Origin of the sequence: Streptomyces sp. NPDC053493, from assembly GCF_044544825.1 — a bacterium.
Lineage (GTDB): Bacteria > Actinomycetota > Actinomycetes > Streptomycetales > Streptomycetaceae > Streptomyces.
On the sequence record NZ_JBITXS010000017.1, the window covers coordinates 1 to 23,968 of the forward strand.

Here is a 23,968-nt window from a genome sequence, read left to right on the forward strand (position 1 = left end):
GGCGCAGGTGCGGAACGCGCCCGCAAGGGCGCCGTCCCGTGTGCCCACCCGTCCCGCCCCAGCGGGACGAATGCCCACACGGAGGTGGACCGGGGACAGCCGCGCAAGCAGGCGCAGCCCGCACGGGGCGAGGGTTACATTTCGCCGAGGGTGACCGTCGTCTCTTGGGCGCGGGTCGCGCGGGTGAAGCGCACCACCACCCGCTCGCCCGGCTTCCGCGACGCCAGCGACTCCGCCAGCGACGTGATCGTCGTGATCGGGTCGTCGCCGAGGCGGGTGATGATGTCGCCCGCCTTCAGGCCCGCCTTGCCCGCCGCACCGTCCGGCGGCGCCGAGACCACCGCCACGCCCGCCGGCTCGTACGCGTCGTCGACGACCGTGCGGCCCGTGATGTTGAGCGCGGCCCGCCCCGAGTCCGTCACCTTGCCGGTCCGGATGATCTGGTCGGCGATCGTCCGCACCATCGACGCGGGGATCGCGAAGCCGATCCCCGGCGCCGAGCCGCCGCCCAGCTCCGGGTCCGACGCCGCCAGCGTCGGGATGCCGATGACCTCGCCGTCGAGGTTCACCAGCGCGCCCCCGCTGTTGCCGGGATTGATCGCGGCGGAGGTCTGCACCATGTTGCCGATGGTCGCGCCCGTCCCGCCGCCCTGCCGGCCCTCGCTGACCGTGCGGCCGGTGGCCGAGACGATGCCCTGGGTGACGCTGCCGGACAGGCCGAGCGGTGAGCCCATGGCGAGGACGATCTGCCCCATGTCGACCTTCGAGGAGTCGCCGAACCGCGCCGCCCGCAGGCCCTGCGGCGCGTTGTCCAGGCGGATCACCGCGAGGTCCTGCTCGGGATAGGTGGAGACGAGTCGCGCCGTGACGGGCTGGCCGCCCGTGGCCGAGGTGACCTTGAAGGTCTTCTCCTGGCCGACGACGTGTGCGTTGGTGACGATGTGACCCTTGCTGTCGTAGACCACGCCGGAGCCGAGGCTCTGCGACGCGTCGATCTGGACGACCGACGGCAGGACGTTCCTGATCACGGTCCGGTAGTCGTCCTGCAGCTCGTTCGCGCGGGCGAGCGGCGCCGCCGCCTGGGTGGAGCGTTCGGGCGGCGGCGCGGAGCTCGAGGCGCAGCCGCCGGCCAGGGCGACGGCGCAGAGTCCGGCGGTGAGGGGCAGCAGCAGACGTCTCATGTCCGCAGTCTCCGTGCCGCCCGCCCGCCACGCCCTGGTGGAGGCGCCCGATCAGGGGGTGGACGCAAACCGGCGGAGGCGGGCGGAGCCGGCGGAGGCCGGGCGCGGGTCGCCTCAGGCCGTCGCCAGGAACTGCGTCGCCGCCAGCTCCCCGTACAGCTCGTCCTTCGCCACCAGCTCCGCGTGCGTCCCCACCGCCCGGACCCGGCCCGCCTCCATGACGACGATCCGGTCGGCGAGCGTGACCGTCGACAGCCGGTGCGCGACGACGAGCACGGTCGTCTCCCGGGCGACCTCCGCCACCACGTCCCGCAGTGCCAGCTCGTTCACCGCGTCGAGCTGCGAGGTCGCCTCGTCGAGCAGCAGCAGCCGCGGGGAGCGGAGCAGGGCGCGGGCGATGGCGACGCGCTGCCGTTCACCGCCCGAAAGCTTCGAGCCACGGTGGCCGACGACGGTCTCCAGGCCGTCCGGGAGGCGTGCGACGAGGGCGTCGAGCCGGGCCCGTACGAGCACCCGCCGGATCTCCTCGTCGGTGGCGTCGGGCGCGGCGAAGGTCAGGTTCTCGCGCAGGGTGCCGGACAGGACGGGCGCGTCCTGCTCCACGTAACCGATGGAGGCCCGCAGTTCGGCCAGCGGCCAGTCCCGTACGTCACGGCCGTCGACCAGGACCCGGCCGCCGGTCGTCTCGTAGAAGCGCTCGATCAGCCCGAAGACGGTGGTCTTGCCCGCGCCGGACGGGCCCACGAAGGCCGTCATGCCCCGGCCCGGGACCTCGAAGGAGACACCGCGGTGGACGGGCGGCAGGTCGTCGCGGTAGCGGAAGGAGACGTCGTCGAAGACGACCGTGGCGGGGCCGCCGGCCGCGGCCGCCTCGGTCTCCCGCTGGGCCCCCGCCTCCAGCGACTCCACCTCCAGCGCCTCCGCCTCCAGCGCCTCCACCTCCAGCGCCTCCGCCTCCAGGATCCGCGACACCGCCGCCGAGCCCACCTGGAACTGCGTCGCCGCCTCCACCAGCTTCGACACCGGCTCGATCAGATAGAACAGGAACAGCAGGAACGCGATCAGCGAGGAGATCGTGGTCGCCCCGGACGCCACCCGCGCGCCGCCGATGCCCAGCACCGCCAGGAACGACACCTGCACCGCGAGGCCGATCGAGGAGCCGGCGAGCGACTGCCACTTCGCCGACTTCACGCCGTGCCGCCACGCCTGCCGCGCCGCCTCGTCCACCACGGCCGTCTCCCGCGCCTCGGCGCCCGACGCCTTGATCGTCCGGAACGCCCCGAAGGCCCGCTCCAGGACCGTGGACATCTCGCCGACCGCCTCCTGCGAACGCCGGGTCGCCGCCGCGATCCGCGGCATGAGCAGCGCCACCGCGCCGCCGATCAGCACGATCACGCCGAGCGTCACGCCGAGGAGGACCGGGTCCATGAAGCCCATCAGGACGAGCGTCGCCACGAAGGAGAGCCCGCCGGTCGCGGCCGACACCACGGACTGGGTCGTGACCGCGCGCAGGAGTGTGGTGTCGGAGGTGATCCGGGACATCAGGTCGCCCGGCTGGGTCTTCTCGACCTCGGGCAGGCGCAGTCGCAGCAACCGTCCGATCAGCGAGCGCCGCGCGGCCAGCACCACCGACTCGGCGGTGCGTTCCAGGACGTACGAGCCGAGCGCCTCGACCGCCGTCCCGAAGACGACCAGGGCGGTCAGGGCCAGCAGGACGGCGGCGATCGGCTCGTCATGGCCGAGCCGGTCCACCAGCGCCTTCGCGGCGAGCGGCTGGGCGAGCCCGCTCGCCGCGCCGATCAGCGCGAGCAGCGCGCCGAGCGCGACGGCGGCGCGGTGCGGGCGGAAGTGGGAGTAGAGGGACCGCCAGACCTGGCGGGCCGGTATCGAAGGAGTGGATTCGCTCGTGGTCACACCCATCAGGACGCGAAACGCCCGCGATCACCTGCCGGGCGGGCGCACACGTGCCGCGGGGCATTGCCGGCCCGTTGGCCCGGCCCCGCGCGGCGCCGTCGGCCCGGCCCCGCGCGGCGCCGTCGGCCCGCAGGCCCGGCCCCGCGCGGCCGCAGGCGGGTGCGTCAGCCCCGTACGCCGCACAGGTGCAGCAGGCCCGCGATCCGGCGGTACGGGTCGGTGCGGCCCGCCCGGTCCTCCGCGGCCAGCAGGCGCTCCAGCTCGTCCGCGGCCGGCAGGCCCTGCTCGGGCGGGAGGCCGTCGGTGAAGACCCGCACGCCGTACCAGGCGTGCAGCGGCGCCGCGATGCCGGCGAGGGTCGAGGTCAGCGCGTCCAGCCGGTCGGCGCGCACCTTCGTGCCGGCGCCGTCCGCGTAGACGTCCGAGTCGAAGGCGGCCAGCGCGCCCGCCCAGTCCCCGTCGAGGCCGGGCCGCATGGCGAGGGCCTCCGCGTTCCGTACCACCAGGGAGAGCAGGCCACCGGGCGCCAGCATCCGGGCCAGACCCGCGAGCAGCGCGTCGGGCTCGTCGGCGTACATGAGCACGCCGTGGCACAGGACGACGTCGAAGCTGCCGGGCAGGAAGTGCACCCCGGTCTCACGTCCGTCGCCGTGGATCAGCCGGACCCGCTCGCGGATGCCGGCCGGTTCGGTCGCCAGCGAGTCGCGGGCGGCCTTGAGCAGGTCGGGATCGGCCTCCAGGCCGGTCACGGTGTGCCCGGCCCGGGCCAGTCGCAGGGCCTGGGTGCCCTGACCCATGCCCGCGTCGAGGATGCGAAGGCGCTGCCCCACGGGGTAGCGCGCGGCTATCTGCTCGTCGAGCTGCCGCGCGGTCAGCTCCTGGCGGACGGTGTCACGCAGCCCGCCGGGAACGACGGGCCAGTGGCCGACGACGGGCAGTGCCCCACCCGTACCGGAGGCGTCCGCGCTCAGGGCCGCTCTCCGCGCTTGACCTGCGGCTTGGGCAGCCGCAGCCGGCGCATCTGGAGCGTGCGCATCAGGCCGTACGCGATGGCGCCGCGCTTCGACTCGTTCGGGAAGCGCGTGGCCAGCTGCTTGCGCAGCCGGATCCAGATGCCGATCGAGTCGACGACGATCATGGCGATGACGCCGGCCCACAGCAGCAGCGAGATGTTCTGCAGCTGGCGGTTGGTGTTGCCGAAGAGCGACAGCACCAGGATGACCACGGCCATCGGCAGGAAGAACTCGGCGACCGCGAACCGCGAGTCGACGAAGTCGCGGACGAAGCGCCGCACCGGGCCCTTGTCACGGGCCGGCAGATAGCGGTCGTCCCCGCTGTTCAGCGCCTCGCGCTGGCGGGCCAGGTCCGCCCGCCGGGCTTCGCGCTGGCGCTTCATCGCCTCCTTGCGGTCCACCGGAGCGGTCTGGGCGCGCCGACGCTGCGACTGCGCCTCGCTCCGCTTCGGAGTCGGGCGGCCCTTGGGGGCCTCGGGGTCGCGGGTCTGCTTGGAGAGGTCCGCCGTCACCTGCTCGGTGGGGGCCTTCTCATCCTTCGAACGGCTACGGAACACAACGCCAAGGGTACGTGCTGCCGGGTGTGGACATCAGCGCGGGCGGGAACGATCCGATAGCGATCCTTCGAAAAGATCTTGAAAAATCTCCGGGATCGGTGGAGCCCCGGCGGAGCGGTGCGCGTCTCCGCCGGTACGGCCCGGGGGTTCCCTACTCCCTGGGCCTGAGGGTCCGTGCTCCCCACTCGTCCTTGGGGAGGAGCACATCGGGTCCCGAACAGTGCGGTAATGGAGTCATGAACCGTACTGTGGTTCATGTTGGAGTGCTGCAGCCGAGTCCGTCAGAAGGGGGCGCGCGAAGCCCATGAGCGGTGTCATGAAGCGTATGGGGATGATCTTCCGCGCGAAGGCAAACAAGGCCCTCGACCGGGCCGAGGATCCGCGCGAGACCCTCGATTACTCCTACCAGAAGCAGTTGGAGCTGCTGCAGAAGGTGCGCCGCGGTGTCGCCGACGTGGCGACCTCCCGCAAGCGCCTGGAGCTGCAGCTGAACCAGCTCCAGGGCCAGTCCGCCAAGCTGGAGGACCAGGGCCGCAAGGCGCTGGCGCTCGGCCGTGAGGACCTGGCCCGCGAGGCGCTGTCCCGGCGGGCCGCGCTCCAGCAGCAGGTGAGCGACCTGGAGGTGCAGCACCAGACGCTGCAGGGCGAGGAGGAGAAGCTCACCCTCGCGGCGCAGCGGCTCCAGGCCAAGGTCGACGCCTTCCGCACCAAGAAGGAGACGATCAAGGCGACCTACACGGCGGCCCAGGCGCAGACCCGGATCGCCGAGTCGTTCTCCGGCATCTCGGAGGAGATGAGCGACGTCGGTCTGGCGATCCAGCGGGCCGAGGACAAGACCGCCCAGCTCCAGGCGCGGGCCGGCGCGATCGACGAGCTGCTCGCCTCGGGCGCGCTCGACGACCAGTCGGGTCTGGCGAAGGACGACATCCAGGCCGAGCTCGACCGGCTGTCCGGCGGCACGGACGTGGAGCTGGAGCTCCAGCGGATGAAGGCGGAGCTGGCCGGTGGCCCGTCCGCGCAGCAGCAGGCCCTCGAGGGCGGCTCCGGCACGGCCCAGGACCAGTCCCAGCAGCAGTCCCACCCGCGTTTTGAGAAGTAGCACTTCGGCCAAGAACAGGCGGACGTCATGATCGTACGGATCATGGGGGAGGGCCAGCTGGTGCTGGCCGACAGTCACTTCGCCGAGCTGAACAAGCTCGACGACGAGCTCCTTGAGGAGATGGAGGGCGGCGACGAGTCCGGCTTCCGCCGCACTCTGCACGCCCTGCTCGACAAGGTCCGGGAGCTCGGCGAGCCGTTGCCCGACGACGCGCTCGAGCCCTCCGAGCTGATCCTGCCCGCTCCTGACGCCACCCTCGACGAGGTCCGCGCCATGCTCTCCGACGACGGTCTCATCCCCGGCTGACCCGTCCGCCGCCCTCCTTCGACCGCGCCCCGCCTCCGCCCGGAGCCGGGGCGCGGCCGTGTCCCGGGCCCGGAGCCGCGCCCGCGCACTCCCGCCGGGCCCGCGGCGCCCCACGCGCCCGCCCGGGCCCGCGGCATCTGACCCGCGTCCGAGAAGCCCCCGGCGCCCGCCCTCCGGCGCCCGGCCGTGCGGCTGCCGCCGCACCTGCCCACCGCGCGCGGCCCAGCCCGTACCGTTGCCCCGTGACGACCAACGGCACCCTGTTCGCGCGGACCCGGGACCGGCTGCGGGCGCATCCGCTCGCCTTCGACGCCGGGCTCGCGCTCGTCGTGCTGGTGTGCATGGTCACCGGGTCCTTCACCGACCCGCACGGCAGCCCCGACGGACCCACCTTCGGCGACCGGGTGCCCAGCACCTCCGGCGTGGTGCTCATGCTGTGCGGGGCGGCGGCCCTGGTGTTCCGGCGCCTGCGTCCCGTCCCGGTGCTCGCCGTGACCACCGGCGTCTCGCTGATCGAGCTGATCGGCGACGACCGGCCGGCCCCGGTCACGATGAGCGCCGTCGTGGCCCTGTTCACCGTCGCCTCCCGCACCGACCGGCCCACCACCTGGCGCCTCGGACTCGCCACCATCGCCGCCCTGACCTGCGCCGCGATGGTCTTCGGGCCAACGCCCTGGTACGCGCAGGAGAACCTGGGCGTCTTCGCCTGGACCGGGATGGCCGCGGCCGCCGGGGACGCGGTGCGCAGCCGCCGGGCGTTCGTGGACGCCATCCGGGAGCGGGCCGAGCGCGCCGAACGCACCCGCGAGGAGGAGGCCGGACGCCGGGTCGCCGAGGAGCGGCTGCGGATCGCCCGCGACCTGCACGACGTCGTCGCCCACCACATCGCGCTGGTCAACGTGCAGGCCGGCGTCGCCGCCCACGTCATGGACAAGCGCCCCGACCAGGCCAAGGAGGCCCTCGCCCACGTCCGCACCGCCTCCCGCTCCGCCCTGGAGGAGCTGCGCGCCACGGTCGGGCTGCTCCGGCAGTCGGGCGACCCGGAGGCGCCGACCGAGCCGGTCTCGGGCCTCGCCGTCCTGGAGGACCTGCTCGTCACCTTCCGCAACGCCGGACTGCCCGTCGAACTGACCCGCACCGACGGCGGCACCGCCCTGCCGGCCGCCGTCGACCTCGCCGCGTACCGGATCGTCCAGGAGGCGCTGACCAACGTGCGCAAGCACGCCGGGCCGGACGCCAAGGCGGAGGTGAGCGTGCTGCGGGTGGGCCGCACGGTCGAGGTCACCGTCCTCGACGACGGCCCGCCGTCCCAGGCGCCCGCCGGCTCCGGCGGCCACGGCCTGGTCGGGATGCGCGAACGGGTCACCGCCCTCGGCGGCACGCTCACCGCCGCACCCCGCTACGGCGGCGGCTTCCGCGTGCAGGCGATACTGCCCGTGACCGGCCGCACGGGGGAGGACGCATGACCGAGGACAACCGGCCCATCAGGGTGCTGCTCGCCGACGACCAGGCCCTGCTGCGCAGCGCCTTCAAGGTCCTGGTGAACTCCGAGCCCGACATGGAGGTCGTCGCCGAGGCCGCCGACGGGGCCGAGGCGGTGGCGCAGGCCCGCGCCACCCGGGCCGACGTGGTCCTCATGGACATCCGCATGCCCGGCACGGACGGCCTCGCCGCGACCCGCATGATCACCGCCGATCCCGAACTGTCCGCCGTACGGATCGTCATGCTCACCACGTTCGAGGTCGACGAGTACGTGGTGCAGTCGCTGCGCGCCGGGGCGTCCGGCTTCCTCGGCAAGGGCGCCGAGCCGGAGGAGCTGCTCGGCGCCATCCGGATCGCGAACGCCGGCGAGGCGCTGCTGTCGCCGGTGGCCACCAAGGGCCTGATCGCGACGTTCCTCGCCCAGGGCGGCGGCGCCGACCCGGCGCGGGAGGCGGCACCCGCGTACACGGAACGGCTCTCGGCGCTGACCGCCCGCGAGCGCGAGGTCCTGGTCCTGGTGGCCGGCGGCCACTCCAACGACGAGATCGCCGAGCGGCTCGACGTCAGCCCGCTCACCGTCAAGACCCATGTCAACCGGACCATGGCCAAGCTGGGCGCCCGCGACCGGGCCCAACTGGTCGTCACGGCGTACGAGTCGGGGCTGGTCCGTCCAAGGGTGGACTGACCCGGGACGCGGCTACTCCAGACGCGGTATGCGCGGCGTAGGGATTTGGGCCCGGGGGCCGAGGATCCGGCCGTTCCCATGGCTGATCGTGTAGTTGGGGCACCTCTCGCGGTGCCCGGACGCCTGCCGAGTACGCCACAGAAGAGAGTCCCCATGTCCTGGCTGTCCCGATTCAGCCTCGCGCAACGGGCCCTGATAGGGCTGATGTCCCTGGTCGCGCTCCTCTTCGGAGCGATCGCCGTCCCGCAGTTGAAGCAGCAGCTGTTCCCCTCGATCGAGCTCCCGATGGTCTCGATCATCGCCCCGTACCAGGGCGCCTCGCCCGACGTGGTCGAGAAGCAGGTCGTCCAGCCGCTGGAGAACAACCTCAAGGCCGTCGACGGCATCAAGGGCATCACGTCCACCGCCTCCGAGGGCAGCGCCGTCGTCATGGCGTCCTTCGACTACGGGGACGAGGGGACCAAGCAGCTCGTCGCCGACGTCCAGCAGGCCGTCAACCGCGCCCGGGCCACGCTGCCCGACACGGTCGACCCGCAGGTGGTGGCCGGCTCCACCGACGACATCCCGACCGTCGTGCTCGCCGTCACCTCCGACAAGGACCAGCAGGCCCTCGCCGACCAGCTGGAGCGGACCGTCGTCCCGGTCCTGGAGGACATCGACGGCGTCGCCCAGGTGACCGTCGACGGCGTCCAGGACCTCCAGGTCTCCGTCACTCCCGACGACCGCAAGCTGGCCGCGGCCGGCCTGACGGGCATGAAGCTCGCCGAGGCGATCAGGAACGGCGGCGGCACCATGCCCGCCGGTTCCTTCTCCGAGGCCGGCAAGAGCCGCACCGTCCAGGTCGGCGGCGGCTACACCTCCCTGAAGCAGATCCAGGACCTGCGGATCAAGCCCGAGCAGGGCAAGGCGGTCCGCCTCGGCGACGTCGCCGAGGTGAAGCAGGAGGAGTCCCGGCGGGTGTCCATCACCCGCACCGACGGCAGGCCCAGCCTCGCCGTCATGGCCACCATGGACAAGGACGGCAGCGCCGTCGCCATCTCCGACGCCGTCAAGGAGAAGCTGCCCGGGCTGCGCGAGGACCTCGGCGCGGGCGCCCGGCTGACCGTGGTCTCCGACCAGGGCCCGGCCGTCGCCAAGTCGATCTCCGGCCTCACCACCGAAGGCGCGCTCGGCCTCGTCATGGCCGTCCTCGTCATCCTGGTCTTCCTCGCCTCGCTGCGCTCCACCCTCGTCACCGCGGTCTCCATCCCGCTGTCGGTGGTCCTCGCGCTGATCGTGCTGTGGACCCGTGACCTCTCGCTCAACGTGCTGACCCTCGGCGCGCTCACCATCGCCATCGGCCGGGTCGTCGACGACTCGATCGTGGTCCTGGAGAACATCAAGCGGCACCTCGGCTACGGCGAGGAGCGCCAGGCCGCGATCATCACCGCGGTGAAGGAGGTGGCCGGCGCGGTCACCTCCTCCACGCTCACCACGGTCGCCGTCTTCCTGCCGATCGGCCTGGTCGGCGGCATGATCGGCGAGCTGTTCGGCTCCTTCAGCCTGACCGTCACGGCCGCGCTGCTCGCCTCGCTGCTGGTGTCGCTCACGGTCGTCCCGGTCCTGTCGTACTGGTTCCTGCGCGCCCCGAAGGGCACCTCGCAGGACCCGGAGGAGGCCCGCAGGGCGGCCGAGGAGAAGGAGAACAGGAGCCGGCTGCAGCGCGCGTACGTGCCGGTGCTCCGGTTCGCGACCCGTCGCCGTCTCACCAGCCTGGCCATCGCGCTCGTCGTCCTGGTCGTCACCTTCGGCATGGCGCCGCTGCTCAAGACCAACTTCTTCGACCAGGGCGAGCAGCAGGTCCTGACGGTGAAGCAGAAGCTGGCGCCCGGCACCAGCCTGGCCGCGACCGACGAGGCCGCGAAGAAGGTCGAGAAGGTCCTCGCCGACGCCGAGGGCGTCAAGGACTACCAGGTCACCGTCGGCTCCTCCGGCTTCATGGCGGCCTTCGGCGGCGGCACCGGCTCCAACCAGGCCAGCTTCCAGGTGACCCTGGAGGACTCCGCCTCGTACGAGAAGACCCGCGACGCGATCGACGCGGCGCTCGGCAGGCTGGACGGCATCGGCGACACCACGATCGCGGCCGGCGACGGCTTCGGGAACCAGGACCTCAGCGTGGTCGTCAAGGCCGGCGATCCGGCGGTCCTCAAGCAGGCGTCCGAGCAGGTCAAGAACGCGGTCGCCGAGCTGAAGGACGTCACGGACGTCCAGAGCGACCTGTCGCAGTCGGTGCCGCGGATCTCGGTGAAGGCGAACGGGAAGGCCGCCGACGCGGGCTTCGACGACACGACGCTCGGCATGATCGTCTCCCAGGCCGTACGCGGCACCCCGGCCGGCAAGGCGACGCTCGACGACACCGAGCGGGACGTCCTGATCACCTCGGCGAAGCCGGCCACCACGCTGGCCGAGCTGAAGGCGCTGCCGCTCGGCCCGGTGAAGCTGGGTGACGTCGCGGACGTCGAGCTCGTGCCCGGCCCGGTCTCCATGACCCGGATCGACGGCGCCCGCGCGGCGACGATCACGGCGAAGCCGACCACGGACAACACCGGCGCGGTCAGCGCGGCGCTGCAGACCAAGCTGAACGGGCTCGACCTGCCGGCCGGCGCCACCGCGTCCGTCGGCGGCGTCTCCGAGGACCAGGCCGAGGCCGCGAGCAGCATGGCGCTCGCGATGCTCGCCGCCGTGGCGATCGTCTTCATGCTCCTGGTGGCGACCTTCCGGTCGCTGGTCCAGCCGCTGATCCTGCTGGTGTCCATCCCGTTCGCGGCGACCGGCGCGATCGGTCTGCTGGTCGCGACGGGTACGGCGATGGGCGTCCCGGCGATGATCGGCATGCTGATGCTGATCGGCATCGTCGTCACCAACGCGATCGTGCTGATCGACCTGATCAACCAGTACCGGGCCCAGGGCCTGGGTGTCGTGGAGGCCGTGATCGAGGGCGGCCGGCACCGCCTGCGCCCGATCCTGATGACGGCCCTGGCGACGATCTTCGCCCTGCTCCCGATGGCGCTCGGCGTCACCGGCGAGGGCGGCTTCATCGCCAAGCCGCTGGCCGTGGTCGTGATCGGCGGTCTGATCACCTCGACGCTGCTGACCCTGCTGCTCGTCCCGACGCTCTACGCGATGGTCGAGCTCCGCAAGGAGCGTCGCGCCGCGAAGAAGGCGGCCCGGCGCGCGGCGAAGTCCGGCGACACGCCGGTCCCTCCGCAGCCGAAGGAAACGGCCACGGTCTGAGCCGCCGGCCGGTATGACCGAGGGGCGCCCCGCGAACGAGCGGGGCGCCCCTCGGGCGTACGTACGTCTCAAGCGTTACGGCAGGGCCAGCATCCGCTCCAGCGCGAGCTTCGCGAAGGACTCGGTCTCCTTGTCGACCTGGATCTGGTTGACCAGGTTGCCCTCGGCGAGGGATTCCAGGGTCCACACCAGGTGCGGCAGGTCGATGCGGTTCATGGTGGAGCAGAAGCAGACCGTCTTGTCGAGGAAGACGATCTCCTTGTCCTCGGCGGCGAATCGGTTCGCCAGGCGGCGGACCAGGTTCAGCTCGGTGCCGATCGCCCACTTCGAGCCGGCCGGGGCCGCCTCCAGGGCCTTGATGATGTACTCCGTCGAGCCCACGTAGTCCGCCGCGGCCACGACCTCGTGCTTGCACTCGGGGTGCACCAGCACGTTCACGCCCGGGATCCGCTCGCGCACGTCGTTGACCGAGTCCAGCGAGAAGCGGCCGTGCACCGAGCAGTGGCCCCGCCACAGGATCATCTTCGCGGCGCGCAGCTCCTCGGCGGTCAGACCGCCGTTCGGCTTGTGCGGGTTGTAGACCACGCAGTCGTCCAGGGACATGCCCATGTCGCGGACGGCGGTGTTGCGGCCCAGGTGCTGGTCGGGCAGGAACAGCACCTTCTCGCCCTGCTCGAAGGCCCAGTCCAGGGCCCGCTTGGCGTTCGACGAGGTGCAGATCGTGCCGCCGTGCTTGCCGGTGAAGGCCTTGATGTCGGCCGAGGAGTTCATGTACGAGACGGGCACGACCTGCTCGGCTATGCCGGCCTCGGTCAGCACGTCCCAGCACTCCGCGACCTGCTCGGCGGTGGCCATGTCGGCCATCGAGCAGCCGGCGGCGAGGTCGGGCAGGACCACCTTCTGGTCGTCGCCGGTCAGGATGTCCGCCGACTCGGCCATGAAGTGCACACCGCAGAAGACGATGTACTCGGCCTCCGGCCTGGCCGCGGCGTCCCGCGCGAGCTTGAAGGAGTCGCCGGTGACATCCGCGAACTGGATGACCTCGTCGCGCTGGTAGTGGTGCCCGAGGACGAAGACCTTGTCCCCGAGCTTCTCCTTGGCGGCGCGGGCACGCGCCACCAGGTCCGGGTCGGAGGGCGACGGAAGGTCGCCGGGGCACTCCACGCCGCGCTCGCTCTTGGGGTCGGCCTCGCGGCCGAGCAGGAGAAGGGCGAGCGGCGTCGGCTGGACGTCCAGGGGCTGGGCGGTGGTCACGTCACGCACCCTTTCTACAGTGAGCCTCGTAAAACCTTTTCGTCTAAATGACGCTATCTATCATAACCGGTTCACGTCACTTTGACGATGGCCATAGTGTCGATGTGACGAATTCGCTCTCCGCGTCGCTGGACAGGGTGTGCGAGCATGAAAGGGAAAGACACGCCTCGGCCCGGAATGAATCCGCGGCCCCGCCGGTTGCAACCGTCGGCAAGCAGTCTCCGTACCAACCCGGGAGAGAAGCAGATGTCCGTATCGGACGAGAAGACCACTGTCAGCGACGGCATCCTCCTGTCCGACGCCGCCGCGGCGAAGGTCAAGGCCCTCCTCGACCAGGAAGGCCGTGACGACCTGGCGCTGCGCGTCGCCGTTCAGCCCGGTGGCTGCTCCGGCCTGCGCTACCAGCTGTTCTTCGACGAGCGCTCGCTCGACGGCGACGTCGTCAAGGACTTCGGTGGCGTCAAGGTCGTGACCGACCGCATGAGCGCTCCCTACCTGGGCGGCGCCTCGATCGACTTCGTCGACACCATCGAGAAGCAGGGCTTCACGATCGACAACCCGAACGCCACCGGCTCCTGCGCCTGCGGCGACAGCTTCAGCTAAGCCTCGTCACGTGTGAGGGCGGCACCCGGTGGCCCGGGTGCCGCCCTCACACGCGTCCGCTCACTTCCCGCGTGTCACTTCCCGCGTGCCGGCACCGCCTGCCCGCTCGCCGCGTCCACGACCTGGCGCCCGTCCAGCGGCTGCTGCAGCGTCACCGTCTTCGTGACCTCCACGGCGATCGCGATGCACGCCTTGCCCGGGTCGGTCGGCTTCTCCGCGATCCGCACCACCACCTGCCGCGCGCTCTCCTGGGCCGTGACCGTGTACGTGCTGCACACGCCGCCCCAGAAGGTCACCGACAGCTTCCGGCCGCTCGCGTCCGCCGCGTAACCGGAGATCTGCCGCGCGGGCCCCGCCTCGCCCGGCGACGGCGCCGGCGACGGCCGGTCCGAGGCCAGCGCCGAGCGCACCACCGTGTACGGCCGGGCGCCGGGCTTCTCCTGCGCCTGGAACAGCCACGCCGGTACGAGCACCTGCTCACCGTCCACGTACTGCGCGGCAAGACCGAACACCGCGCCCGTCACCGTCACCACGTGCGGCGACGCCTGGGTCCCGGCGCCGTCGTCGGTGCCGCCGGCCCGGCAGGGCGCCGTGTGGCGGTCCGCCGGGCCGCTCGTGGGCTTCCCGGCCGGCCGGTCCGCCGTGCCCGCCGGCGGGTCCGTCGCGCAGCCGCCGATCGTGCCGGTGCGCCGTGCCGTCTCGTTCAGGTCGGCCAGCGCCTTCTCCGCGCCGATCACCGGCTCCGCGCCGTCCTTCGCCGGCTCCTTCAGGCGGCCGCTCCCGGCCACCAGCGAGCCGTCCGGGCCGACGTGGAGGCCGGTCGACCAGCCGTACGTGGGCAGGCCGTCCACCACCGGGTCGGCGTTGACCACCCGCGTCGAGCCGTTCATCAGCTGGCTCGCGTCCAGCTTCGCGTCGTCCTGGCCGATCGCCTTGAGCACCGGCGCCACCGCCGCCTTCGCCGCGGCCTCGCTCACCGGCGAACCGCCGGCCGTCGGAGGCTTGGCCTCACCCGGCGGCGGGCAGGCCCTGCCCTTCAGACAGCTGTCGCCGACCGGGCCGCCGTCGTGACGGCTGAGCGTCCAATTGCCGGGCGCCTTCGCCGAGACGTCGAGCCGCAGCCCGTCGGTGTCCTTCTCCGGCGTCAGCCGCCACACGTCGCCGACCAGCCGCGGCGTGCCCGTCAGACCCAGCGCCTGTGCCAGCCGGGTCACCTCCGCCGAGGTGACCCGGCCCTCGGGCCGGTGGACCGCGGCCGAGGAGGGCCCTTGGGGGAGGGGGCCCTTGGCTTTGTAGACGGTGCCGTCACCGCCGCCGCCCGGGTCGGGCTCGCCGGGCGCGATGCCGGGACCGCCGCCCGGGTCGGGCTCGCCCGGCGCGATCGCCGGACCTCCGCCGGACTTCTGCGACGCGTCCCGTACCGAGGACGCGTCGGGTGCCGCCGCGCCTCCCTCGCCGGAGGCCGTGGCGGCGTAGTAGACGCCTCCGCCGCCCGCGAGGAGGACTCCCGCCGCCACCGAGGCGACGAGAAGCGGGCCGCGCCTCCTCGGCCGCGGCCGGTTCTCCGTCTCCGTACTGCTCACCACACGCTCCTTCCGAAGGACATCCCTGTGACGGAAGCAACGCGCGGACGGTTCCGGGGTGCCGGGTCCGGTGGGTCCCTAGGCCCCGTACTCCGAGGTGGCGGCGATCAGCCGGGCCGAGGCGGCCGGCACGTCGACCCCGTGGATCAGGGCGGGGGAGACCGGAACGGTCTCGGGAGCGGACGGCGTCACCCAGTGCGGGGCCATCCGCGCACCGTCCCCGCACAGCTCGGCGAGACTGAACTCGGACTCCTGAGGCTCACGAGGAGCGGGGTACTCGGTCATGGCGGCACCGTACGCACGCCCGCCCGCCGGGGAAAAGCCCTACTCTGGGGTAGTTTCCGCTGTTCGGCTTCCCGGCGCCCAGCCGGTAGCGTGAACTGTCATTGCCGTCCCTCCCGCAGGAGAGCCCAGCCGTGCGCATCGCAGTCACCGGCTCCATCGCCACCGACCACCTCATGACCTTCCCGGGCCGGTTCGCCGACCAGCTCGTGGCGGACCAGCTCCACACGGTCTCGCTGTCGTTCCTGGTCGACAACCTCGACATCCGGCGGGGCGGCGTCGGCCCGAACATCTGCTTCGGCATGGGCCAGCTCGGCGGCAACCCGATCCTCGTGGGCGCGGCCGGCTACGACTTCGACGAGTACCGGGCCTGGCTCGACCGGCACGGCGTCGACACCGCCTCCGTGCGCATCTCCGAGGTGCTGCACACCGCCCGCTTCGTGTGCACCACGGACAAGGACCACAACCAGATCGGCTCCTTCTACACCGGCGCCATGAGCGAGGCCCGGCTGATCGAGCTCAAGGCCGTCGCCGACCGCGTGGGCGGCCTCGACCTGGTCCTCATCGGCGCCGACGACCCGGAGGCGATGCTGCGCCACACCGAGGAGTGCCGGGCCCGCGCCATCCCGTTCGCGGCCGACTTCTCGCAGCAGATCGCGCGGATGGACGGCCAGGAGATCCGCACGCTGCTCGACGGCGCCACCTACCTCTTCTCCAACGAGTACGAGAAGGGCCTCATCGAGTCGAAGACCGGCTGGACCGACGAGGAGATCCTCGGCCGGGTCGGCCACCGGGTCACCACGCTCGGCTCGCGCGGCGTCCGCATCGAGCGGGTCGGCGAGGACCCGATCGAGGTCGGCTGCCCGGAGGAGGACGCGAAGGTCGACCCGACGGGCGTCGGCGACGCCTTCCGCGCGGGCTTCCTGACCGGACTGTCCTGGGGCGTGGGCCTGGAGCGCGCGGCGCAGGTCGGCTGCATGCTGGCGACGCTGGTGATCGAGACGCTCGGCACGCAGGAGTACACGCTGCGCCGCACGAACTTCATGGAGCGCTTCACCAAGGCCTACGGCGACACCGCCGCCGCCGAGGTCCAGGCCCACCTGTCCTGACCCCGAGCGACCGCGCCGTGTCCGGCCCGGCCGGACACGGCCCGGCGCCCGCGTCCCGCGACGGCGGGGCGCAGGCGGCCACCGGCGCGGTCAGGTGAGACGGCGGACGGTGTAGGCCGTGCCGCCGTGGGAGGAGGGCTGGGCGCCGACGTACTCCTGGCCCCGCATCTCGCACCACGCCGGGATGTCCAGCCGCGCCGCCTCGTCGTCCGACAGGACGGTGACCGTGCCGCCCACCGGCACGTCGCCGATCACCTTGGCCAGCTCGATCACCGGGATCGGGCAGCGCTTGCCGAGCGCGTCGACCAGCAGGGCGTCCGCGGGGCCGGCGGACACCGTCGCCGGCCGCGGGGCGCCGAGCCGGTCGCGTACGGACGCGACGAGCCCCGGCAGCACCGCCAGGAAGCCGTCCACCTCCTCCTCCGTCGTGCCGGCCGGCAGCGACACCCGGACGTTCCCCTCGCTCAGGACGCCCATCGCGCGCAGCACATGGCTGGGCGTCAGCGTCGAACTCGTACACGACGAACCGGACGAAACGGAGAAACCCTCCCGGTCCAGCTCGTGCAGCAGCGTCTCTCCGTCGACATAGAGACAGGAGAAGGTGACGACATGCGGCAGCCGCCGCACCGGATCGCCCACCACCTCCACGTCCGGCACCAGCTCCGGCACCCGCGCCCGGATCCGGTCCACCAGGTCCCGCAGCCGCGCCGCCTCGGCCGCCGCCTCCGCCCGTACCGCCCGCAGCGAGGCCGCCGCCGCCACGATCGCCGGCAGGTTCTCGAAGCCCGGCGCCCGCCCCGACTCCCGCTCGTCCGCCGGACCTTGCGGGGCGAACCGGACACCCTTGCGCACCGCGAGCAGCCCCACGCCCGCCGGGCCGCCCCACTTGTGCGCGCTCGCCGCGAGCAGCGACCAGCCCGCCGGCACCGGGCCCCAGCCCAGCGACTGCGCCGCGTCCACCAGCAGCGGCACGCCCGCCTCCCGGCAGGCCTCCGCCACCTCGGCGACCGGCTGCTCCGTGCCGACCTCGTGGTTGGCCGACTGCAGACAGGCGAGCGCGGTACGGGAGTCGAGCGCCGCCGCGTAGACCTCCGGGTCCACCGCACCGGACCGGCCCACCGGCACCTCGGCCACCTCGCCGCCCCCGGCCGCGTGCGTCTGGCCGGCGTGCAGCACGGAGGAGTGTTCGACCGCCGACACCACGAGCAGGCCGCCGACCCGCCGGCGCCCCGCGAGCGCCCCGGCCACTCCCGCGTGAACCGCGCGGGTCCCCGAAGGAGTGAACACCAGCTCGTCCGGGCGGCAGCCCACGGCCTCCGCCGCCGCCTCCCGCGCCGCGTCGAGCAGCAGCCGGGCCCGCCGGCCCTCCCGGTACAGCCGGGCCGGGTCGGCCCAGCCCTCGTCCAGGGCGGCGAGCAGCGCCTGACGGGCGACGGGATGCAGCGGGGCCGCGGACGCGGCGTCGAAGTACGGCATCCGCCCACGCTATCCCCGCCCGTCCGGACACCCGGCTAAGGCCTCGTCAGAAGCCCCGCGCGCACCGCCGATCGGCCCTCCGCGCGCCACCCCCGGAAGGAAGGAGTCCACCCCTTCGGGGGCTCGGACGGCGCGTTGGGCACCCTCCCCGCGCGACCCCAAATAGCGTCCAGTAGGGTTTGGTCCGCATAAACATCCAAACCCCTGCCCGCGGCCGGGGCGGCGACCGACCAGCGAGACGGACGGCCGTGGCCGACCACTGCGGGCCGAGACTCTCGGGAAGGCGCTACGTGAGTCCCAACGGCTCCGACCGCTCGTCGCGGCGCCCGATGCGGCGGAAGCTGCCGCAGGTGCTGACTGCGGGCCTGATCCTGGCGACAGCCACCGGCTGCTCGTACAACTGGGAAGACTTCCCCCGCCTTGGCATGCCCACCCCGGTGACGGAAGAGGCTCCGCGGATCCTCTCCCTCTGGCAGGGCTCGTGGGCGGCTGCGCTCGCCACCGGCGTCCTGGTGTGGGGCCTGATCCTGTGGGCCACCATCTTCCACCGGCGTAGCCGCACCAAGGTCGAGGTTCCTCCGCAGACCCGGTACAACATGCCCATCGAGGCGCTGTACACGGTCACTCCGCTCATCATCGTCTCGGTGCTCTTCTACTTCACCGCGCGCGACGAGTCCAAGCTCCTCGAGCTCTCCCCGAAGCCGGCCCACACGGTCAACGTGGTCGGCTACCAGTGGAGCTGGGGCTTCAACTACGTCGAGAACGTGTCCGGTGTGACGGGCGACGCCAAGACGGATGAGAACCTCGCGGCGATTCCGGACAAGTTCAAGAACGACTTCCCGGCGAACGCCGGCGGTGTCTACGACGCCGGTATCCCCGGCACCCGGAACCCGCAGACCGGCAACCCGGGCCCGACGCTCTGGCTGCCCAAGGGCGAGAAGGTCCGGTTCGTCCTGACCTCCCGCGACGTCATCCACTCCTTCTGGGTGGTCCCCTTCCTGATGAAGCAGGACGTCATCCCGGGCAAGACCAACTCCTTCGAGGTCACCCCGACGCAGGAAGGCACGTTCCTCGGCAAGTGCGCCGAGCTGTGCGGTGTCGACCACTCCCGGATGCTCTTCAACGTCAAGGTGGTCTCCCCGGAGCGCTACCAGGCGCACCTGAAGGAGCTGGCGGCGAAGGGGCAGACCGGCTACATCCCGTCGGGCATTGAGCAGACGGACCCGGCCAGGAATGCGGAGAACAACAAGCTGTGAGCATTCTCAACGAACCCCACGGGGCGGCCGCGGCTGAGGACTCGTACGAGAACGAGCTCCCGGTACGCCGCAAGCAGCCCGGCAACGTCGTGGTGAAGTGGCTGACGACCACCGACCACAAGACCATCGGCACGATGTACCTGGTCACGTCGTTCGCCTTCTTCTGCATCGGTGGCCTCATGGCGCTCTTCATGCGCGCCGAGCTGGCCCGTCCGGGTACGCAGATCATGTCGAACGAGCAGTTCAACCAGGCGTTCACGATGCACGGCACGATCATGCTGCTGATGTTCGCGACGCCGCTGTTCGCCGGTTTCGCGAACTGGATCATGCCGCTGCAGATCGGCGCGCCCGACGTGGCGTTCCCGCGGCTGAACATGTTCGCCTACTGGCTGTACCTGTTCGGCTCGATCATCGCGGTGGCCGGCTTCCTCACCCCGCAGGGTGCCGCCGACTTCGGCTGGTTCGCCTACTCCCCGCTGTCGGACGCGGTCCGCTCGCCGGGTGTCGGCGCCGACATGTGGATCATGGGTCTGGCCTTCTCCGGCTTCGGCACGATCCTCGGTTCGGTCAACTTCATCACCACGATCATCTGCATGCGCGCTCCGGGCATGACGATGTTCCGTATGCCGATCTTCACCTGGAACGTGCTGCTGACCGGTGTCCTGGTCCTGCTCGCCTTCCCGGTCCTGGCGGCCGCGCTGTTCGCCCTGGAGGCGGACCGCAAGTTCGGTGCCCACGTCTTCGACGCCGCCAACGGCGGCGCCCTGCTGTGGCAACACCTCTTCTGGTTCTTCGGACACCCAGAGGTGTACATCATCGCCCTGCCGTTCTTCGGCATCATCTCCGAGGTCATCCCGGTCTTCAGCCGCAAGCCGATGTTCGGCTACATCGGTCTGGTGGCCGCGACCATCGCGATCGCCGGTCTGTCCGTGACCGTGTGGGCCCACCACATGTACGTCACCGGTGGTGTGCTCCTGCCGTTCTTCTCCTTCATGACGTTCCTCATCGCCGTACCGACCGGCGTGAAGTTCTTCAACTGGATCGGAACGATGTGGAAGGGCTCGCTGTCCTTCGAGACCCCGATGCTCTGGGCCGTCGGCTTCCTGATCACCTTCACCTTCGGTGGTCTGACCGGCGTCATCCTGGCCTCGCCCCCGATGGACTTCCACGTCTCCGACTCGTACTTCGTGGTCGCGCACTTCCACTACGTCGTCTTCGGCACCGTCGTCTTCGCGATGTTCTCCGGCTTCCACTTCTGGTGGCCGAAGTTCACCGGCAAGATGCTGGACGAGCGCCTCGGCAAGATCACCTTCTGGACGCTGTTCGTGGGCTTCCACGGCACGTTCCTGGTGCAGCACTGGCTGGGCGCCGAGGGCATGCCGCGTCGTTACGCGGACTACCTGGACGCGGACGGCTTCACCACGCTGAACACGATCTCGACGATCTCGTCGTTCCTGCTCGGCATGTCGATCCTGCCGTTCTTCTACAACATCTGGAAGACCGCCAAGTACGGCAAGAAGATCGAGGTCGACGACCCGTGGGGCTACGGCCGTTCGCTCGAGTGGGCGACCTCCTGCCCGCCGCCGCGGCACAACTTCCTCACCCTGCCGCGGATCCGTTCCGAATCCCCGGCGTTCGACCTGCACCACCCTGAGATCGCGGCTCTCGACCAGCTCGAGAACAAGCCTCACGAGGTGGCGGCCCTCAGCGGCGGCAAGGAGGCCGGCAAGTGAAGATCCAGGGCAAGATGTTCATCTGGCTGAGCGTCTTCGTCCTCGCCATGGCAGTGCTCTATGGCGTGTGGTCGAAGGAGCCGGTCGGTACGACGGCGCTGTTCCTGGCGTTCGGTCTCTGCATCATGATCGGCTACTACCTGGCCTTCACGGCCAAGCGGGTCGACGCCATGGCGCAGGACGACAAGGAGGCCGACGTCGCGGACGAGGCCGGCGAGGTGGGCTTCTTCGCCCCCCACAGCTGGCAGCCGCTCTCGCTGGCCATCGGTGGCGCGCTCGCCTTCCTCGCCATCGCGATGGGCTGGTGGCTGCTGTACTTCTCCGCTCCGCTGATCCTGGTCGGTATCTTCGGCTGGGTCTTCGAGTTCTACCGCGGTGAGAACCAGAACCAGTAGCGCCCGCAGTACCCGGTAACACCCCGAGGGGCCCGGTCACTTCGTTCCGACGAAGCGGCCGGGCCCCTCGTTTGCCACACTCGGCGCGCCACGCGCGAGGATGGTTCTTAACGTGAAGTCATGAACGACACGCCGCGCATTCGGACTGTTCTCAGCTGCACTCTTCTGGGCCTCACCGTCACCGCCGGTGTCTCGGCGTGTGCCGGCTCCGGGGACCATCCGCTGTCGGCGAGGCCCTACGACGCGGCGGACGACCTCACCACCAACGCGCCGGAGGGCGGCAAGGCCGACCCGGAGAAGCCGCTGGAGATCACGGCCAAGAACGACGACGCGCGCATCGCCGACGTCACCGCGACGGACGAGTCAGGCCACCACCTGGCCGGCGAGCTCACCGCGGACGGCCGTAAATGGCGCTCCACGGCCGCGCTGGCGGCCGGCGCCCGCTACACCGTCCGGGTGTCCACCGAGGACGAGGACGGGGCCCCAGGGGCCCGTACGTTCACGTTCGAGACGGCACCGGCCAAACGGGCCCTCACGGCGACCTTCGGCCCGGAGGCGGGCAAGTACGGCGTCGGGCAGCCGATCACCGCGGAGCTGAGCCTCCCGGTCAAGGACAAGGCGGCCCGCGCGGTCGTCGAGCGGGCCCTGAAGGTCCGCTCCGTGCCCGCGGTGCAGGGCTCCTGGTACTGGGTGGACGACAAGAAACTGCACTTCCGCCCGAAGGAGTACTGGCCCGCCGGCGCCGCGATCACCGTCACCGGCAACCTGGACGGCATCAAGGTCGGCGACAAGCTCTACGGCGGCGCGTCCAAGCCGCTCAAGCTGACCATCGGCGACCGCATCGAGGCCGTCGCGGACGCCGGCTCCCACTACATGACGGTGCGCCGCAACGGAGAAGTGATCAACACCATTCCGGTGACCACCGGAAAACCGGGCTTCTCCACCCGAAACGGCATCAAGGTGGTCCTCGGCAAGGAGTACTTCGTCCGGATGCGCAGCACCACCGTCGGCATCGCGGAGGGCAGCTCCGAGTCGTACGACCTGCCCGTCTACTACGCCACCCGGGTCACCTGGAGCGGCGAGTACGTCCACGCCGCCCCGTGGTCCGTCGGCTCCCAGGGCGTCGACAACGTCAGCCACGGCTGCGTCGGCATGTCGACCGACAACGCGGCCTGGTTCTTCAAGACGGTCAGCCCGGGCGACATCGTCAGCGTCGTCAACAGCTACGGCGACACGATGGACACCTTCGGCAACGGCTTCGGCGACTGGAACCTGTCCTGGGACAAGTGGCGCCACGGCAGCGCCCTGGTGACGGACGGCACCAACCCGACCGCCACCGAGGACGCCAAGGCCCGCCTCAGGCCGTCTCTCTAGAGGCTCGGTTCGCCTCCGGGCGCCTCAGACGTGCGCCGACGGTCGACCAGGGGCGAGTGAGCCGAAGGGCGCCGCGGGCGTCGAAAGGGAGAGCGCGCGCAGGCCCGAGGTACGAGGGCCGAGCACGGTCGACCGTCGACGCCCGCCGAAGGCGCCCGGAGGCGAACCGAGCCCCGTTCAGCAGGGCAGCGAGAGGCGGGAGCGCAGCAAGGAGGCCAGGGACGCCGCGAAGTCCACCGGCTCGATCGGGAGGGTGACCGCGGCGTCCGCGCGGCTCCAGGTGGCCAGCCAGGCGTCCTGCGGGCGGCCGATGAGCAGCAGCACCGGCGGGCAGCGGAAGATCTCGTCCTTGATCTGCCGGCACACGCCCATGCCGCCCGCCGGCACCGCCTCGCCGTCGAGCACGCACACGTCGATGCCGCCCTCGTCCAGCGCCGCGAGCACCGCCGGCAACGTCGCGCACTCCACGAACTCGACCGGGGGAACGTCCGCCGCGGGCCTGCGGCCGGCCGCGAGGCGGACCTGCGCGCGGGTGTTCGCGTCGTCGCTGTAGACCAGGACCGTGGCGCTCGACTGCATCGTTCCTCCGTGAAGGTGGTCGGTCGTTGGCGCGGATGCTACTCCGGTCCACACCCCGTCAACACCCGTTCAACACCTGTTCGAAGGGTGGCGGAACGCCGCTCGGATGGGCCGTTCGGGCTGGACACGGGCCCCGGACACTCCGAACGGCACCCCCCGGAGTGAGGGCGGGATAAGCGACCGACATAATGTCGGTCGTGGCGACAGTAACGACAGTAGATACCGGGCACGCGCACCCGTCGGTCAATCGACCGAACCTCACCAGCGTCGGAACCATCATCTGGCTGAGTTCCGAGCTGATGTTCTTCGCGGCCCTCTTCGCGATGTACTTCACCCTGCGATCCGTGATGGGCGCGGAGTTCTGGGCGGAAAAGGCCGAGGCCTTGAACCTTCCGTTCTCCGCGACGAACACCACGATCCTGGTGCTCTCCTCCCTCACCTGCCAGCTCGGCGTCTTCGCCGCCGAGCGCGGTGACGTGAAGAAGCTCCGGACGTGGTTCGTCATCACGTTCGTGATGGGCGCGATCTTCATCGGCGGCCAGGTCTTCGAGTACACCGAGCTGGTCAAGAAGGACGGCCTCTCGCTGTCCTCCGACCCGTACGGCACGGTGTTCTACCTGACCACCGGCTTCCACGGCCTGCACGTGACGGGCGGTCTCATCGCCTTCCTGCTGGTCCTGGGCCGGACGTACGCCGCCAAGAGGTTCACTCACGAGCAGGCAACCGCCGCCATCGTCGTGTCCTACTACTGGCACTTCGTCGATGTCGTCTGGATCGGCCTCTTCGCCACGATCTACTTGATCAAGTAGTCGGA

The 23,968-nt window shown here is 71.3% G+C and carries 21 protein-coding genes; 12 read left to right on the forward strand and 9 right to left on the reverse strand.

Annotated elements, in window-relative coordinates; genetic code table 11:
• Nucleotides 1-134 precede the first annotated feature (134 nt).
• The 4 genes from ACIGO8_RS31490 to ACIGO8_RS31505 form a co-directional block, all read right to left on the reverse strand.
• On the reverse strand, nucleotides 135-1,181 hold the full coding sequence (locus tag ACIGO8_RS31490; RefSeq protein WP_399737767.1) for a S1C family serine protease: 1,047 nt from the start codon (nucleotides 1,179-1,181) through the stop codon (nucleotides 135-137).
• 114 nt (nucleotides 1,182-1,295) lie between these two features.
• Nucleotides 1,296-3,095, reverse strand: a complete 1,800-nt coding sequence (locus ACIGO8_RS31495; protein ID WP_399737769.1) for an ABC transporter ATP-binding protein — start codon at nucleotides 3,093-3,095, stop codon at nucleotides 1,296-1,298.
• A gap of 164 nt (nucleotides 3,096-3,259) precedes the next feature.
• Nucleotides 3,260-4,033 carry a class I SAM-dependent methyltransferase gene (locus ACIGO8_RS31500; protein WP_399737901.1) on the reverse strand — a complete coding sequence of 258 codons (774 nt, stop codon included), beginning with the start codon at nucleotides 4,031-4,033 and terminating at the stop codon, nucleotides 3,260-3,262.
• 29 nt (nucleotides 4,034-4,062) lie between these two features.
• The gene (locus ACIGO8_RS31505) at nucleotides 4,063-4,665 is read right to left on the reverse strand and encodes a DUF3043 domain-containing protein (protein ID WP_399737771.1); all 603 of its coding nucleotides are present in this window, start codon (nucleotides 4,663-4,665) and stop codon (nucleotides 4,063-4,065) included.
• A gap of 304 nt (nucleotides 4,666-4,969) precedes the next feature.
• Between ACIGO8_RS31505 and ACIGO8_RS31510 the strand changes: the two genes are divergently transcribed.
• From ACIGO8_RS31510 to ACIGO8_RS31530, 5 genes are all read left to right on the forward strand, one after another.
• Nucleotides 4,970-5,764, forward strand: coding sequence for a PspA/IM30 family protein (locus ACIGO8_RS31510; RefSeq protein ID WP_399737773.1), 795 nt, complete (start codon nucleotides 4,970-4,972; stop codon nucleotides 5,762-5,764).
• Nucleotides 5,765-5,791: 27 nt separating this feature from the next.
• The gene (locus ACIGO8_RS31515) at nucleotides 5,792-6,070 is read left to right on the forward strand and encodes a hypothetical protein (protein WP_399737775.1); all 279 of its coding nucleotides are present in this window, start codon (nucleotides 5,792-5,794) and stop codon (nucleotides 6,068-6,070) included.
• Nucleotides 6,071-6,312: 242 nt separating this feature from the next.
• A complete protein-coding gene (locus ACIGO8_RS31520; RefSeq protein ID WP_399737777.1) occupies nucleotides 6,313-7,536 on the forward strand; it encodes a sensor histidine kinase in 1,224 nt (407 codons plus the stop codon).
• Entirely contained in the window at nucleotides 7,533-8,237 is a 705-nt protein-coding gene (locus ACIGO8_RS31525; protein ID WP_399737779.1) for a response regulator, read from the forward strand. The genes ACIGO8_RS31520 and ACIGO8_RS31525 overlap by 4 nt, the downstream gene beginning before the upstream one ends.
• A gap of 153 nt (nucleotides 8,238-8,390) precedes the next feature.
• Nucleotides 8,391-11,510 (forward strand): efflux RND transporter permease subunit, encoded by a 3,120-nt coding sequence (locus tag ACIGO8_RS31530; protein WP_399737781.1) that lies wholly within the window; start codon nucleotides 8,391-8,393, stop codon nucleotides 11,508-11,510.
• A 75-nt stretch (nucleotides 11,511-11,585) separates the two neighbouring features.
• On the opposite strand, the gene nadA is transcribed toward ACIGO8_RS31530, so the two are convergent.
• Complete coding sequence (gene nadA / locus ACIGO8_RS31535; protein ID WP_399737783.1) at nucleotides 11,586-12,773, reverse strand: quinolinate synthase NadA; 1,188 nt, start codon at nucleotides 12,771-12,773, stop codon at nucleotides 11,586-11,588.
• A gap of 237 nt (nucleotides 12,774-13,010) precedes the next feature.
• Here nadA and ACIGO8_RS31540 point away from each other — a divergent pair, with 237 nt between their 5' ends.
• Entirely contained in the window at nucleotides 13,011-13,367 is a 357-nt protein-coding gene (locus ACIGO8_RS31540; protein ID WP_019885637.1) for an iron-sulfur cluster assembly accessory protein, read from the forward strand.
• 74 nt (nucleotides 13,368-13,441) lie between these two features.
• Here the strand turns inward: ACIGO8_RS31540 and ACIGO8_RS31545 are convergent, their stop codons facing one another.
• Both ACIGO8_RS31545 and ACIGO8_RS31550 read right to left on the reverse strand, forming a co-directional pair.
• Nucleotides 13,442-14,950: a hypothetical protein gene (locus ACIGO8_RS31545; protein ID WP_399737786.1), complete on the reverse strand. Its 1,509-nt coding sequence runs from the start codon at nucleotides 14,948-14,950 to the stop codon at nucleotides 13,442-13,444.
• Between the two features lie 78 nt (nucleotides 14,951-15,028).
• Nucleotides 15,029-15,235, reverse strand: coding sequence for a hypothetical protein (locus ACIGO8_RS31550; protein WP_399737788.1), 207 nt, complete (start codon nucleotides 15,233-15,235; stop codon nucleotides 15,029-15,031).
• Nucleotides 15,236-15,366: 131 nt separating this feature from the next.
• Between ACIGO8_RS31550 and ACIGO8_RS31555 the strand changes: the two genes are divergently transcribed.
• Entirely contained in the window at nucleotides 15,367-16,341 is a 975-nt protein-coding gene (locus tag ACIGO8_RS31555) for a carbohydrate kinase family protein (protein WP_399737790.1), read from the forward strand.
• A 90-nt stretch (nucleotides 16,342-16,431) separates the two neighbouring features.
• Here ACIGO8_RS31555 and ACIGO8_RS31560 read toward each other — a convergent pair whose 3' ends face one another.
• Nucleotides 16,432-17,817 carry a cysteine desulfurase/sulfurtransferase TusA family protein gene (locus ACIGO8_RS31560; RefSeq protein WP_399737792.1) on the reverse strand — a complete coding sequence of 462 codons (1,386 nt, stop codon included), beginning with the start codon at nucleotides 17,815-17,817 and terminating at the stop codon, nucleotides 16,432-16,434.
• 290 nt (nucleotides 17,818-18,107) lie between these two features.
• On the opposite strand from ACIGO8_RS31560, the gene coxB reads away from it, so the two are divergent.
• From coxB to ACIGO8_RS31580, 4 genes are all read left to right on the forward strand, one after another.
• Nucleotides 18,108-19,073: a cytochrome c oxidase subunit II gene (coxB, locus tag ACIGO8_RS31565; RefSeq protein WP_399737794.1), complete on the forward strand. Its 966-nt coding sequence runs from the start codon at nucleotides 18,108-18,110 to the stop codon at nucleotides 19,071-19,073.
• Nucleotides 19,070-20,806, forward strand: coding sequence for a cytochrome c oxidase subunit I (gene ctaD / locus ACIGO8_RS31570; protein ID WP_399737795.1), 1,737 nt, complete (start codon nucleotides 19,070-19,072; stop codon nucleotides 20,804-20,806). The genes coxB and ctaD overlap by 4 nt, the downstream gene beginning before the upstream one ends.
• Entirely contained in the window at nucleotides 20,803-21,201 is a 399-nt protein-coding gene (locus ACIGO8_RS31575) for a cytochrome c oxidase subunit 4 (protein WP_376629253.1), read from the forward strand. Before ctaD ends, ACIGO8_RS31575 begins: the two co-directional genes overlap by 4 nt.
• Before the next feature lie 120 nt (nucleotides 21,202-21,321).
• Entirely contained in the window at nucleotides 21,322-22,575 is a 1,254-nt protein-coding gene (locus ACIGO8_RS31580) for an Ig-like domain-containing protein (protein WP_399737798.1), read from the forward strand.
• A gap of 177 nt (nucleotides 22,576-22,752) precedes the next feature.
• On the opposite strand, the gene ACIGO8_RS31585 is transcribed toward ACIGO8_RS31580, so the two are convergent.
• The gene (locus ACIGO8_RS31585; RefSeq protein ID WP_399737800.1) at nucleotides 22,753-23,154 is read right to left on the reverse strand and encodes a hypothetical protein; all 402 of its coding nucleotides are present in this window, start codon (nucleotides 23,152-23,154) and stop codon (nucleotides 22,753-22,755) included.
• A 188-nt stretch (nucleotides 23,155-23,342) separates the two neighbouring features.
• Here ACIGO8_RS31585 and ACIGO8_RS31590 point away from each other — a divergent pair, with 188 nt between their 5' ends.
• Entirely contained in the window at nucleotides 23,343-23,963 is a 621-nt protein-coding gene (locus tag ACIGO8_RS31590) for a heme-copper oxidase subunit III (protein WP_399737802.1), read from the forward strand.
• Nucleotides 23,964-23,968: the final 5 nt, after the last annotated feature.